Source organism: Pseudoselenomonas caprae (assembly GCF_008271345.1).
In the GTDB taxonomy this organism is placed as follows: domain Bacteria; phylum Bacillota; class Negativicutes; order Selenomonadales; family Selenomonadaceae; genus Selenomonas_A; species Selenomonas_A caprae.
Genome location: NZ_VTOZ01000033.1, coordinates 1 through 14,270, shown reverse-complemented (window position 1 = coordinate 14,270; position 14,270 = coordinate 1). Strand labels below are relative to the sequence as shown.

The window sequence follows — 14,270 nt, the reverse complement described above, 5'->3', positions numbered from 1 at the left end:
ATTGCAAGTTGGGTAGCGTGTATGGGGGACTATTGATGGAGTTTCGGCAATTGGAATATTTTTGTACCATCAGCGAGCTCGAGAACTTTACGCGGACGGCCGAGGCACTGCATGTGTCACAGCCGTCGGTCACCAAGGCAATCAAGTCACTGGAGGCTGAGCTGGGGGTAATGCTCATAAACCGCAGCCAGAAGCATGTAAGTCTTACGGAGCAGGGCAAGGTTTTCCTGGTCCATGCGCAGCGCATCATGCAGGATGCGGCGTTTGCGAAGAAAGATATGCTGCGTTACCGTTCGGATCGGCAGGATATCATCCACTTCGGGATGCCGCCGATGGTGGAGGGCTATCTGTTCCCCGATCTGTTCACGAAATTCCGGGAGCATGTGCCGGATGTGACGCTCGATGTACAGGAGTTCAACGATTCGGATGAGGTGCGCCAGCGCGCGGATGCGGGCGAGCTCGATTTCGGTATCGTGCTGGGGAGCGACGAGGAGGAACTCGACAACTCGATGCGCATCCTGCAGGACAGGATGGTGCTCTGCCTGCCGCCGCAGCATCCGCTGGCGAAGAAGGATGCCATCTCGTTCCAGGAGCTGCGTGATGAGAAGTTCATCCTGCAGCAGCCGAATACCTATCAGTACCGCCAGATCATGGATCACTGCGGCGAATATGGCTATGTGCCGGACATCGTGCTCTGTACATCGCAGCTCAAGACCATCAAGCAGCTGGTAGCCAATGGCAGCGGGATCTCGATGCTGCCGAACTTCGTCACGCGCATGGAGAAGATTTTCGTGCGCAAGCCGCTGGCGCCCTCGGTAGGCGTCAGCGTGTCGCTTTTCTGGGGCGGCAACAAGAATCTTTCCCGGGCAGATGCCCGGTTCATGAAATTCATGAGGGAATACACGGAAACGCAGGAATTCAAGCAGCATTTCCGTCAACATTGAAGAGGCAGGGAAAAACGTGCAACTAAAACGTCTGGAAGCGTATGGATTCAAATCCTTCGCGGATAAGATTTCCATTGATTTCGACAAGGGGATAACGGCCATCGTCGGGCCAAACGGCAGTGGCAAGAGCAATATCACCGATGCGATCCGCTGGGTGCTCGGTGAGCAGAATGTGCGCAATCTGCGCGGCACGAAGGCCGAGGACATCATCTTCACAGGCTCGGCATCGCGCAAGGCGCTCGGTGTGGCAGAGGTATCGCTGTTCTTTGCGAACGACGGCACGCTGCCCGTGGATTTCCGCGAGGTCGTCGTGACACGCCGGCTGTACCGCAGCGGGGAGAGTGAGTTCTACATCAACCGCTCGCGCTGCCGTCTCAAGGATATCTACAATCTGTTTGCCGATACGGGTATCGGTCATGATGGCATGAGCATCATCGGGCAGAACCGCATCGATGACATCCTGAACAGCCGGCCCGAGGAGCGCCGGGCGTTCTTCGAGGAGACGGCCGGCATCACGAAGTACCGCAACCGCAAGCGGGAGTCGGTGCGCAAGCTCACGGATACGGAGAACAATCTCGTACGTGTGCAGGACATCATCAATGAAATCGAAAATCAGCTGGAGCCGCTCGCGCGTCATGCAGAAAAGACGCGCATTTTTAACGGGCTCAATGAGGAGTACAAGAAGTGCCGGCTGACGAAGCTCGCCCAGGACTATACGCGCGAGAGCCAGCGCAAGCAGGATAACGATGAAAAGCTCGTGGCGGGCCGCGATGCAGCCGTGGCGGCAGATACGCAGGTCAAGGCAGTAGCGGCGCGCAAGGAGCAGCTCGGCAAGGAAATCATCGACTTCGAGCAGCAGCTCAAGAAACAGGCCGAGAAGAATGAAGCCATCCGCCAGAAAATCGAGGCAGCCTCGACGGAGATGGCAGCCCTCAAGGAGCGCCAGGAGCAGAGCGACGCGGCCAAAGCCCGCATCCTGAGCCGCCGGAGCAAGCTGAACCATGAGATCGCGCAGGCCGTAGCCGATATGGCGCAGTGGTCGGAGAAAGAAGCGCAGCAGAAGAAAGATCTGGCGCTGGCTGAGGAGCTGCTGGCCAAGGAGAAGGAGAAGGCCAAGAATATCGCCGAGCGTATCCGTGAGCAGAAAGAGGTCGACAAGGCCGCAGGCGAGCGGCGTGAGCAGGCCCAGGCAGAGCTTACGCAGAAGCAGCAGGAACTCGCACTTATCGAGCGCGATATCGAGAACGGCAGCGGCGATCAGGAAGCCCGCGAGGCCAGCCTGCAGGAGGCAAGGCAGCAGCTCCAGGAGCTGGCGCAGCTGCAGCAGCGGCTGCAGGCCGAGCTTGCGGAGCAGGACGAGGCCATCAAGCAGCGCATTGCTGAGCAGCAGAGCGCGCAGAAAGCACAGCGCGAAGCAGCCAGCCGGGCTGCCGGCTGCGAGCGACGCTGCAATGAGACTGTGCAGCAGATAAAGTCAGCGGAGAGCAAAATCCAGTTCCTCACGCGCATGCAGCAGGCCTATGAAGGCTTCGGTAAGGCGGCCAAGGCGGTGCTCAAGTGCCAGGAAGGCTGGCGCAAGGGTGTCGCTGGTGCCGTCGCTGAGCTTATCGATGTGCCGCGCGAGTATGTGACTGCGCTGGAGATTGCCTTGGGCGGCAACCTGCAGAACATCGTGACCGAGGATACGGATACGGCCAAGGCTGCCATCGCGTTCCTCAAGCGTGAGCGGCAGGGCCGTGTGACGTTTTTGCCCCTGTCGACCATTGTGGCCCGTCCGCCGCAGGCTATCAAATTCTCGGCGCAGGAGGGCGTCATCGGCTGGGCCAGCGAGCTCGTCAAGACGGAGGAGAAGTACACGAAAATCGTGGAGTTCCTGCTGTCGCGGACGCTCGTGGTCGATACGCTCGACCATGCACTGGCCCTGGCGAAAAAGCATAACTACAAGCTGCGCATCGTCACGAAGGAGGGCGAGCTGCTGAATCCGGGCGGTTCGCTCTCGGGCGGCAGCCGGCAGCATCAGGAGGCGAGCTTCCTGAACCGCAGCGGCGAGATCGAGGCGCTCAAGCAGAAACTGGCGGACGCGCAGGCTGAGCTGACGACGCTCAAGGCCGACCGTGCGGCGGCACAGCAGGCTGAGCAGCTGGCGGCCCGGCAGGAGGAGGAAGCCAGGGAGGCCCTCCATGAGGCCAACGTCCATCGTGCAGAGCTGCGCGTGAGTCTGGAGCGGCTGGCTGAGAACCAGAGCAGCCAGCAGCAGGCCGTGGCCGAGCTGGAGAAGGCAGCGGCTGAGATCAAGGCGACCTTTGCGCGCATCCAGGAGAAACGCACGCTGGCGGCCCGGGCCGTGAATGAGGCCCAGCGAGTCTTTGACGAGGCTGACCATGCGGCGGAGGACGCGGCCATTGAGCTGGAGGATCTCGAGCAGGATGCCGATGACCTGTCGGAATACATCCAGAAGCGTGAGGTCAACCGTGCGGTGCTCGAGCAGGAAGCCCTGCGCTCGCGCGAGTATCTGCTGCTGCGCAAGAAGGACAAGGAGCGCAGCGAGCAGGCGCTGCGGGATAACGAGGCCGAGGAGCAGCAGCTTGTCGCGGGCCTTGCTGAAAGCGTTACGCGGCTGGAGGAAATCAGCGGGCAGAATGCGAACTGGCAGCGGCTCTTTACCGAGGGCCAGGAGGCGCATGACAGGATCTATGCGCAGCGCATGACGAAGCTGACGGAAAGCCAGCAGGCCGACAAGGATGCGCATGAGGCAGCCAAGAAGCTCAATCAGGCGCAGGAGCATGTGCACAAGCTCGAAATCATCGAGACGAAACTCCAGCTGGCGCTTGAGGAGTGGCAGGAGACCATTCTTTCCGAGTATGGCCTGACGCCGGAGCGGGCGCTTGAGGAAGCGCTGGATATCGAGCCGCCGGAAGTCTACCGGCGCATGAAGGAGCTCGATAAGAAAATCAAGGAACTCGGGCCGGTCAATCCGAACGCGCTCGAAGAGTATGAAGAGCAGCAGAAACGTCACGATTTCATGCAGGGACAGGCTAATGATCTTATCGAGGCCAAGGAGAATCTCGAAAGCCTTATCGCCGATATGGATGAGGCGATGACCAAGCAGTTCAAAGAGGCCTTTGCCCAGATCCAGAAGTATTTCGGCGAGATCTTCGTGCGGCTGTTTGGCGGCGGCAAGGCCGAGCTCAAGCTGCTGGATGAGAATGATGTGCTCAACACGGGCGTCGATATCCTCGTGACCCTGCCCCAGAAGAAGCGGCAGAATCTCTCGGCCCTGTCGGGCGGCGAGCGTGCGCTGACCGTCATTGCGCTGCTGTTCTCGTTCCTGCGCTATCGTCCGTCGCCGTTCTCGGTACTGGACGAGATCGATGCGCCGCTTGACGAAGCCAACGTCGTGCGCTTTGGCTCGTTCCTCACGGAGTTTTCCGAGAACACGCAGTTCATCGTCGTCACCCACCGCAAGGGCACGATGGAGGCTGTGGATACCATGTATGGCGTGACCATCGAAGACGCGGGCGTGTCGAAGATACTGTCCGTAAAACTGGATGATATAAAATAAACGGAGGCAATCCATGGGATTTTTTGACAAACTGAAAAAGGGCCTGAACAAGACCCGCGAAAACCTGACGAATAAGATTGAGAAACTCGTCATCGGCTATGCCGATATCGACGAAGACTTCCTGGAGGAGCTGGAGGAAACGTTGATCATGGCCGATGTCGGCGTGCAGACGACCGACAAGCTCATGCAGGCTGTCCGCAAGGGCATCAAGAAGAAGGAGATTAATACGCCGGAGGATCTCAAGCCGTTCCTCGCCAAGGAAATCGCGGCAATCCTCAATAACGGCGAAGACACGACCCGCGTGGCAGCAGAAGGCCCGACGGTGCTGCTGGTCATCGGTGTCAACGGCGCCGGCAAGACGACCACCATCGGCAAGCTCAGCGCCTACTACAAGGAGCAGGGCAAATCGGTTATGCTGGCTGCTGCGGACACTTTCCGCGCGGCGGCCATCGACCAGCTCGAGGTCTGGGGCCAGCGCACGGGCGCCCAGGTCATCAAGCACGAGGAAGGCTCCGACCCTGCGGCCGTGGCCTTCGATGCCGTCAAGGCAGCTAAAGCACGTGGCATTGACGTGCTGATTATCGATACGGCTGGCCGCTTGCAGACGAAATCCAACCTCATGCAGGAGCTGGAGAAAATCAATCGCGTCATCGGCCGCGAGATTCCAGGCGCGCCGCATGAGACGCTGCTCGTACTCGATGCCACGACGGGGCAGAACGCCATCAGTCAGGCTGAGCTCTTCACCAAGGCCGCACCGATATCGGGCGTCGTGCTCACGAAGCTCGACGGCACGGCTAAAGGCGGCGTCGTCATCGGCATCAAGAGCCAGCTTTCCATGCCGGTCAAATGGATCGGCGTTGGCGAAGGCGTCGAAGACCTGCGCCCCTTCAACGCTGACGACTTTGCCAAGGCATTGTTCGAGGGCTGAAGCTAAGGGACAGAAAAAGAAAAACGTTCGATGGGAAGATTCGCATCGGACGTTTTTATGTATTGGAAGAGCAGGAGAAAAGATATGTTAATTGGCGAAGAAAGAAATAAAGTAGATCAGATATGGGATACCTTTTGGACGGGCGGACTTACCAATCCGCTGCTGGTGATTGAGCAGTTTACGTATTTGCTGTTCATCAAGCAGCTCGATGATATCGAGACAGAGAACGAAGCCAATGCGGCGCTGTTGGGCTTTGAGAACGAGGAGAAAATCTTTGGCCCGGACCAGCAGAACTATCGTTGGAGCAAGTTCAAGAACTTGGCTCCGGCAGTACAGTTTCAGCTTATGCAGGAGGAAATCTTTCCCTTTATCAAGAATCTGCACCCCGATGATGATGCGTCCTATACGCGCTTTATGAAGGATGCTACCTTCCAGATTTCTGCGCCAGATAAGCTGGCCAAAATCATCGAGGGTATCGATAAGCTGGAACTGGATGAGGAAGACAGCAAGGGCGACCTGTACGAGTATATGCTGTCGAAGCTGGCATCTTCTAAAATCAACGGCCAGTTCCGTACGCCGCGCCATATCATCGAGATGATGGTGGAGATGGCGGCACCACAGCCGACCGATACCATCGTCGATCCTGCGATGGGCACGGCAGGATTTCTGGTGGCGGCAGAAGAATTTATCCGTAAGCATCACGAGGATATGCTGCTGGATGATGCGCAGGCCCAGCATTTCAATACGACCATGTTCCATGGTTTTGATACCGACCCCACCATGCTGCGCATCGGCACGATGAATATGATGCTGCATGGCGTGCAGAATCCCAGCATCGACTATAAAGACAGCCTTTCCAAGCATAATCCCGATAAGGAACTCTATACGCTCGTTCTGGCAAATCCACCGTTCAAGGGTTCTCTCGACAATGAAACGGTGGAAGAAAGCCTGTTGCGCGTCACTAAGACGAAGAAGACGGAACTGCTTTTCCTCGCCTTGTTCCTGCGCATTCTGAAATTGGGCGGCAGAGCGGCTGTTATCGTTCCCGATGGCGTGCTCTTTGGTTCGTCGAAAGCCCATAAGGCGATTCGTAAAGAGTTGGTAGATAACAATAAATTGACGGCTGTAATCTCCATGCCCAGCGGCGTCTTCAAGCCCTATGCCGGCGTGTCTACAGCAATACTCTTCTTTACCAAGACAAATGCAGGCGGCACGGACAAGGTTTGGTTCTACGACATGCAGGCCGACGGCTACAGCCTTGATGATAAGCGCCAAGAGATTCCGGAAAACGATATCCCCGACATCATCGCCCGCTTCAAGAATCTGGAACAGGAAGAAGACCGCAAACGCACGGAGCAGAGCTTTTTCGTGCCCGTGGAGGAAATCCAGCAGAATGGCTATGACCTCTCCATTAATAAGTATAAGGAAATTGAATATGTGCCGGTGGAATATCCCAGCACGTCGGAATTGATGACAAAATTGGATAAACTCAATATGGAAATCAGCAGTGATATGGAAAAGCTGCGGGCAATGCTGGGACAGTAACATCTATGTGGTAAGGCGCAGGGCAGGTGGCGGTTGAATTGTCGATTATAAAAAATGCCTTCATAGAGAGATTGGAAGCCGTGAAATAGGTGGCTATTGTTCAGAAGTAGCAAAAGGTTGGTAAATAAATGAAACACGTTTTATTAGGTGATATTTGTGATATACAATCAGGTGGAACACCATCAAGGTCATGTCAGGACTATTGGAAAGATGGTGATATACCATGGGTTAAAATTAGTGATATTAGCGGAAAATATATAAAGGCAACAGAAGAAAAAATTTCTCAACATGGTTTAGATAATTCTTCGGCTAAACTCTTTCCCGCGGGTACAATACTTTATACTATTTTTGCAACATTAGGAACTGTTGGGATTTTGGATGTTGATGCGGCAACTAATCAGGCAATTGCAGGTTTGCAGTTGAAAGATAAAAGGGTCGTTAGAGATTTTCTTTATTATTATTTGGAATCCTGTAAGTCGAAGGTGAATGCTATTGGTCGAGGCGTTGCGCAAAATAATATTAACATGAAAATATTAAGGGCATTTGAAGTTCCTTTGTACAATGTTGATAAACAGAAAGAAATTGTAAAGAAATTTAATGTCATTGAGAACTTATTATGTCAATATGAGCATAAATATAATATTCTTGAACAACTTGTCAAATCACGGTTTGTAGAGATGTTTGGAGGTAATAAATATCCTATTCAGAAAATAGGTACTGTGGCTAAATTACAAGGCGGATACGCTTTTAAGAGTAAGGATTATATAGATGGAGGTATTCCACTTGTTCAAATAACGAATGTAAGTAAATCAACTCTAATTTGGGAAGAAAAAAATTGTGTACCAACTGAATACCTAGAAAAGTATGATGATTTCTGTCTCAACGTCGGTGATATAGTTATGGCAATGACACGTCCTGTTATCAAGTCATTGGATGCTGTAAAAGTAGCAATTTTAAACGCTAATGATACACCATGTCTATTAAATCAGCGTGTGGGGAGATTTATAATTGATGCTGACCAATTAAATCCAATATATTTGATGACAATATGTCAAATGGATGAATTCAAACAGTATGTTGAGTTGATGAGCGGAAATTCATTGCAGCCTAATATATCAAGTAAACAGGTAGAAGATTACGAAATAATTCTTCCTCCGTTAAACATTCAAAAACAATTCGCTGACTTCGTAGCCCTCACCGACAAATCGAAATTGTCCATCCAGCAAAGCATAGAAACTTTGCAAACGCTAAAGGCAAAGCTGATGCAGGATTATTTTGGATAAGCGAAAAGCCGCCTCCCGAAAGAAGCGGCGTTTCTCCCTCACGACTGACTATTGTCTGAGGTAGTGGTTGATTGCTGTGCTTAGAGATTCATCAACCAAAAAGTGATAAGGTTTGCAACGATGCTTGCTAAGACAGCAAAGCAGAAGTTGCGGATGAAAGTAGAGAAATTTCCCAAAGTGGAGGCACCTCCCTTCCGCTGAGGGGCGCACAGCGAATAAATTATAGCATTTTTTTGCAACATATGCTATAATTCTGTTAGTAGAGAATTTCTCAAGTGTGGGTAGCGGTACGGAGTGACTAACCGTATCGCAAGGGTCCGCTGTTGAGAAGGCAGAGAAGGCAGGATGATAATCCTGCCTTATTTGTGTCTTTGCAACGGCCATATAACCGTTTACAAATTAGTGGCGTGGAAATAGGCGAAGCTGATGCAGGATTATTTTGGATAAGCGAATCAGTATCGCATTTTTATAGGCGATATGCTATACTAGCTATAGAAGATTGAAGTTTGGCATGCAAGGCAGTGCTATGGTCTGACTCACCATAACGCACGGAGCCCGTATATCAAACAAAGAAGCCGCTCTTTTATTGAGGGCGGCTTCTTTGTTTGATATACGGGAATAAAATGTCTCCTCTGGGTCACATCGTTGAGAGGTGCGGGAAGTCCTGTTAGCTATAGTATACAGGCGTTTTTGAATAAATCAAGGTTAGGTAAAATTTTTGTGGTAACAGGGTGTACAATCAATATACCCATTTCTTTTTGAAGTTGCAATAATGTGTTTTTTTATGGTAAAATCTGTATAGCAAGAGAATAAGGCGAAGCGTGTAATCGCCGGAATAGCCTGTTGTTAGTGTGGTAGTTGACAATAGGCTTTTTTATATGGGATTTCTATATAGGATATATTGTTGGAATTTACGGTGTCGGAGGCTGGTGGGAAGGAACATAGTCGTAAAAGATACCGTCATCAAGGAAATAATGCAGTCCATGTTGCCGTTTTTGGATAATGCGCAGTTGTTGCAGTTACAAGCGGTGCTGAGTGATAGCTTGGCAGGATGATAATCCTGCCTTAGTAACCAGAGCCATTGATAAATGAAAACAAAAAAGAAGGACTTAACGCGTGCGAAGTCCTTCTTTTTCGTTATTTCCAATATGGGGAAAATGTTCCCGACGGATAGTCTTTGGGATGAGTCCAACCAACGGTCCCATCAGCCGTTCTGAGGCACATCCAAAAATCAATGCCCAGAGAAGCATCAGTCACTTCGCCTATATAAATGCCCCACGGTGAGTTGGGATTAGAATTGGTGAATCCTGAAATATTATAACCTTCCAGCCACCATAGCAGATGTCCGTTCCATAAGGCAAGATATGTTCCTTCGCCAGTATATTGGAGCAGATAAATTATTGTGCCGGGATATAGTGTTATGAACTCGGGGGTGGAGGCGTGTTCATATTTATAGGCCTTGGTGGTTTTTAGTACTTTGACTGCATGGCGGCTGGGGTGAGTATAAACTACACAGGAAATGCGATTGACAATCTCACCGGAAGAAATAGTACCGATTACTTTGGTGTTATTCGGAGCGGTGTAAAGGGTTACGGTGTTTTGAACTTTCAGTTTTACGTTGACAGCGGCTTCTGCGGGCATCCTGTCCCAGACTGTATAATTTGCCGGGGCTTGTTGAGCTGACACATATGTGGTTGTTGAAAATAGTAAAGCTGTAAGTAAGCAGGAGAGCTTTATAATCAGTTGATTCATATCATCACATCCTTATCCGAGTCTGCGGATACCAAACCACCTGGCTTTTTGATCCCAGAACAATTGGAGACGGAGATCCACGGCGAACTTACGCTGGTAACCATATTGGGCACCGGGGGGCATATACTCGTGCCTGCTGGTGAGAATGAACCGTCCAGTGGCATCGGCGTTCAGTTCTGTGCTGATTTGATGCCATTCGCCGGGGGTATATCCCATTTGTGCGAGGCTGTCGATAGAGACGAAAGTAACCCATTGGCCGTTATGTTTGCCGATAAGCCAATAACCGCAGTTTTGGGCATGTGCTCCTGCGTCAGCAATTATTTCGAAAAACTGCATGCTGGGAAACATTGTGTAGATCTTGCGGATTTTATAGCCGATACCAGCATTGTTACCATCGTAAGAGGTAAAGGAAAGGTAGTCGTGAGTTCCGTTGCGGCTCATGAGCCGTAGTACGCCATCCCGTTGCAGGACGAATTTTATGGCCTCGTCATCATAGGTTTCATTGAGAACACGGGTATCCAGATAGAGGAACGTTGAATTGCTAGGCGTCAGGAAACCTGTTTCCTGTGCAGAGACAGCCTGTGGGATGATAAATAGGCATGCCAATAACAGGATGCAGCTAAGTAAGAGTTTTTTCAAGATAAGCACCTCCTAAAGTGTTGAATCATAAATATACTTAGAGATTCGATTAGTAAAGCGAAAATCCTTCTGGTAGATTAAGAGATGGAATGTTTATTTATCGACAAAATTTGCGCAGTGGCGTTATAATAAATGTAACTATTTATTAAGGGGATGACGGCTATGGCATCGAATTTTGATTTTTTGACCGGTCAATCTGACTGGTCAAATATAGCAGAACGTGCGCATAAGGCGGAGCAGGGACTGGCGATAGCACCGGAGTTTGCGGCGATTTTTGCGCGTTCGGCCATGGAGCTGGGCATCAAATGGGTATATCATGCCGAGGGTATGGATACGAGCGACCCGTATAAATATGGCAAGGATAGAGAGCTGTTTGCTCTGCTGAAGGATAGAAGTTTTTGTGAAGTAGTAGGGGATGAAAAGCTGCTCCACATGCTTGACCAGCTGCGCCTGTTCGGCAATCGGGCCGCACATGGCGGGCGTCCGCTTACGCATGGGGATGGCGTGCTGGCGCTTAGAATCCTCTTTGAGTTTCTGAGTTGGATGGCCTATTGCTATACAGCAATTCAGGGCGAAATGGTTTTCGATGAAAGTCTTTTGCCCTCGCCTGATGATAAGGCAACGGTCAGTCAGCAGGAAATCAAAAAGCAGGCAGAGAGTATCGCGAAGAAAGATGCCGCTCTGGCGCAGAAACAGCATGAGCTGGAGGAAAAGAATCAGGAACTCGATGATATAAGGGCGAAGAACGAGCAGCTGCAACAGGAGCTTATTCGTCTGCGCAAGGAACGTCAGGCACAGGGCGAGTTCCATGTCAATCCCATTACGGAGGCGGAAACCCGCAAGCGCTATATCGATTATGACCTTGAAGCGGCAGGCTGGATAATCGGCGACAATTGCCGCATTGAGGAAGAAGTTTCTGGCATGCCTAATGCCTCCAATACAGGCTTTTCGGATTATGTGCTTTATGGCAGAGACCAGAAACCTTTGGCTATTGTGGAGGCCAAGCGTACGAGTTTCGACCCCGAGAAGGGGGCAAAACAGGCGGAACTCTATGCCAATAGCTATGAGGAAAAGTATGGCCGCCGTCCCTTTATCTTTATGACCAATGGTCTGCGTACGGTATTTCTCGATGAGCAGGGCGGGTATCCCCGCCGCGATGTGTCGGGGTTCTTTACGCAGGACGATTTGCAGATGCGCATGGACAGGCGCGGGATGCAGCAGACGTTGGCCGAGGTCGAACCGAATCACGACATTGCCGGCAGACCTTACCAGATTGAGGCGGTCAAGGCGGTGGAAGAGGCATTTGACCACAAGCGCAGGAAAGCGCTTATCGTGCAGGCAACGGGAACGGGCAAGACCCGTGTAGCCATCAGTTTGTCGGATGTGCTTTTTCGTGGCGGCTGGGTGAAGCGTATTCTGTTTTTGGCTGACCGTACCGCGTTGGTGCGTCAGGCCAAGCGCAGCTTTATGGATTTTTTCAGCAATGAGATTCCTATGGCCAGTCTGATGGATAGCCGGGATGATGCGGCGACGGCGCGGATTATCTTCAGTACCTATCCCACCATGATGAACGCCATTGATACGGCAAAGAATTCGGAGGGGCGCAGATTGTTTTCGCCAGCTGCCTTTGACCTTATCATTATCGATGAGAGCCATCGCAGTATCTATCAGCGGTATCAGGCGATTTTCCAGTATTTCGATGCCATGCTGCTGGGCCTTACGGCAACGCCGAAGAATGAAGTCGACAAGAATACGTATCGCCAGTTTGAGCTGGAGGCAGGCAATCCTACCTTTGCTTATCCCTATGATGAGGCTGTGGCGCAGGGGTATCTTGTGCCCTATGAGCAGTTTGAGCGTACCACGGACCTCATGAAGAATGGTCTGCATTATAAAGACCTCAGCGAAGAGGATAAGGCGCATTATGAGGATGTGTTCGGCGTGGCAGGTGACAATGCACCGGATATTCTGAGCTCGGACTTCAATAAATATGTGTTCAACCGTCAGACGGTGCAGATGGTCCTCAAGGATTTGCTGGACATGGGGCAATATATCGCTGGTGGGGATAAGTTGGGCAAGACCATCATCTTTGCCAAAAATCGCAAGCATGCGAAATTCATCGTGGATATTTTCCATGAAATGTATCCGGAGTTTGGCGATGCTTTCATTCAGCAGGTAGATGGCAGCATTGATTATCACGAGCAGATCATTGATGATTTCTGCACGCCGGATAAGATGCCGCAGATTGCTGTTTCCGTTGATATGCTGGATACAGGCATTGATGTGCCGGAGGTGCTGAATCTGGTATTCTTCAAGATGGTGCGGTCGTATAGCAAATTCTGGCAGATGATAGGCCGTGGCACACGCCTTTGCCCAAATCTTTTTGGCCCAGGGCAGGATAAGCGGAAGTTTTATATCTTTGACTATGGCGGGAACTTTGAATATTTCAGCCTGCAGGGCAACAAACTGAAGGAGTCCAAGAACCAGCCGTCCCTGGTGGAGCGCATCTACAATTTGCAGGCCAATCTCTATCTGCTGCTGCATAAGGACAAAGATGCCGAGCGACAGGCGTTTGCACAGGAGTTGTTTGAGGAACTGCATGGCAAAGTTATGGCCTTGGACGATGATAGTTTCCGCGTTATCCAGAATCGCCAGCAGGTGGAGAAGTATCGGGATAGGCGCAGTTGGGCAAGTCTAACGGCAGATGATGTGGCAGAGCTCGGTAAATATATAGCGCCCATCATACCTGCACAGGATGAGGATGTAATGGCCCGCTTCTTTGATCAGAAGTTGTACGGCATTATGTATGACTATCTGATGGCAAAAGATATTACGGTAAAGGCACAGCAGGTAGAAGAAACTGCCGATAAACTGAGTTCTCCGAATTTGCAGACTATTCCCCAGATAAAAGCGAAACAGCCCTTTATCCAGCAGGTACGTTATCCCGAATTTTGGGAGGATGTGACAGTGGACAAGCTGGAAACAGTGCGGACACAGTTACGCGATTTGCTGAAGTTCCTGGAAACTGAGAGCAGGGGGATTTATTACACCGATTTTGCCGATACGCTCATTACGGTCAGGGAAACGCATGCCGTTACGCCGGAGCAGACTTCGGAAAGCTACAAGAAGAAGGTCGAACGCTATCTGAAAGAACATCAGGATAATATTGCCGTGCATAAGCTGCGTACGAACAAACGGCTTACGGCTACAGATCTGCGGGAACTGGAACGCGTTTTGTGGGAAGAGCTGGGAACGCATGAGGATTATCGCAATCTCTATGGGGAATGTCCTGTCGGGCTGATGGTGCGTAAAACCGTGGGGATGGACAGAGCGGCACTCGAAGAAGCCTTTGCGGAATTCTTGCAGGCGAATCGTCTGAATCTCCGCCAGATTGACTTTGTGAAGCGTATCATTGACTATCTGGCCAAGAATGGTGAGATGATTCCCAAGGATGTTATGAAACCAGCTTTTGCGGGGATGAACAATGTTGCGAAATTGTTTGAAAGGAATAAAGATGAGGTTCGTAATATCTTTGACAAAGTAAAGGAAGTAACCAGCAACGGCAGTGAAATTGCATGATGGTGACGAAAGCATAGAAAAAGCCGGAAGGCTTGACTTGT

8 protein-coding genes are annotated in these 14,270 nt (G+C 51.1%); 6 read left to right on the top strand and 2 right to left on the bottom strand.

Annotation, left to right across the window (positions count from 1 at the left end):
• The first annotated feature begins 35 nt into the window (after window positions 1-35).
• From FZ041_RS12595 to FZ041_RS12575, 5 genes are all read left to right on the top strand, one after another.
• Complete coding sequence (locus FZ041_RS12595; RefSeq protein ID WP_149189820.1) at window positions 36-944, top strand: LysR family transcriptional regulator; 909 nt, start codon at window positions 36-38, stop codon at window positions 942-944.
• 16 nt (window positions 945-960) lie between these two features.
• On the top strand, window positions 961-4,506 hold the full coding sequence (smc, locus tag FZ041_RS12590) for a chromosome segregation protein SMC (RefSeq protein WP_149189819.1): 3,546 nt from the start codon (window positions 961-963) through the stop codon (window positions 4,504-4,506).
• Between the two features lie 13 nt (window positions 4,507-4,519).
• Window positions 4,520-5,434 carry a signal recognition particle-docking protein FtsY gene (gene ftsY / locus FZ041_RS12585; RefSeq protein ID WP_075443074.1) on the top strand — a complete coding sequence of 305 codons (915 nt, stop codon included), beginning with the start codon at window positions 4,520-4,522 and terminating at the stop codon, window positions 5,432-5,434.
• 84 nt (window positions 5,435-5,518) lie between these two features.
• Complete coding sequence (locus tag FZ041_RS12580) at window positions 5,519-6,979, top strand: type I restriction-modification system subunit M (protein WP_149189818.1); 1,461 nt, start codon at window positions 5,519-5,521, stop codon at window positions 6,977-6,979.
• Window positions 6,980-7,107: 128 nt separating this feature from the next.
• The gene (locus FZ041_RS12575; RefSeq protein ID WP_149189817.1) at window positions 7,108-8,262 is read left to right on the top strand and encodes a restriction endonuclease subunit S; all 1,155 of its coding nucleotides are present in this window, start codon (window positions 7,108-7,110) and stop codon (window positions 8,260-8,262) included.
• 1,137 nt (window positions 8,263-9,399) lie between these two features.
• Here FZ041_RS12575 and FZ041_RS12565 read toward each other — a convergent pair.
• A complete protein-coding gene (locus FZ041_RS12565; protein WP_149189815.1) occupies window positions 9,400-10,014 on the bottom strand; it encodes a hypothetical protein in 615 nt (204 codons plus the stop codon).
• Between the two features lie 12 nt (window positions 10,015-10,026).
• Window positions 10,027-10,653 (bottom strand): hypothetical protein, encoded by a 627-nt coding sequence (locus tag FZ041_RS12560; RefSeq protein ID WP_149189814.1) that lies wholly within the window; start codon window positions 10,651-10,653, stop codon window positions 10,027-10,029.
• Window positions 10,654-10,815: 162 nt separating this feature from the next.
• On the opposite strand from FZ041_RS12560, the gene FZ041_RS12555 reads away from it, so the two are divergent.
• Window positions 10,816-14,229, top strand: a complete 3,414-nt coding sequence (locus tag FZ041_RS12555; RefSeq protein ID WP_187626379.1) for a DEAD/DEAH box helicase family protein — start codon at window positions 10,816-10,818, stop codon at window positions 14,227-14,229.
• Window positions 14,230-14,270 lie beyond the last annotated feature (41 nt).

What these genes read in the sequence shown, in the direction of transcription:
- FZ041_RS12595 (WP_149189820.1), top strand. Translation starts at nt 36, where the DNA reads ATGGAGTTTCGGCAATTGGAATATTTTTGTACCATCAGCGAGCTCGAG.
- ftsY (WP_075443074.1), top strand. Translation starts at nt 4,520, where the DNA reads ATGGGATTTTTTGACAAACTGAAAAAGGGCCTGAACAAGACCCGCGAA.
- FZ041_RS12580 (WP_149189818.1), top strand. Translation starts at nt 5,519, where the DNA reads ATGTTAATTGGCGAAGAAAGAAATAAAGTAGATCAGATATGGGATACC.
- FZ041_RS12575 (WP_149189817.1), top strand. Translation starts at nt 7,108, where the DNA reads ATGAAACACGTTTTATTAGGTGATATTTGTGATATACAATCAGGTGGA.
- FZ041_RS12565 (WP_149189815.1), bottom strand. Translation starts at nt 10,014, where the DNA reads ATGAATCAACTGATTATAAAGCTCTCCTGCTTACTTACAGCTTTACTA.
- FZ041_RS12555 (WP_187626379.1), top strand. Translation starts at nt 10,816, where the DNA reads ATGGCATCGAATTTTGATTTTTTGACCGGTCAATCTGACTGGTCAAAT.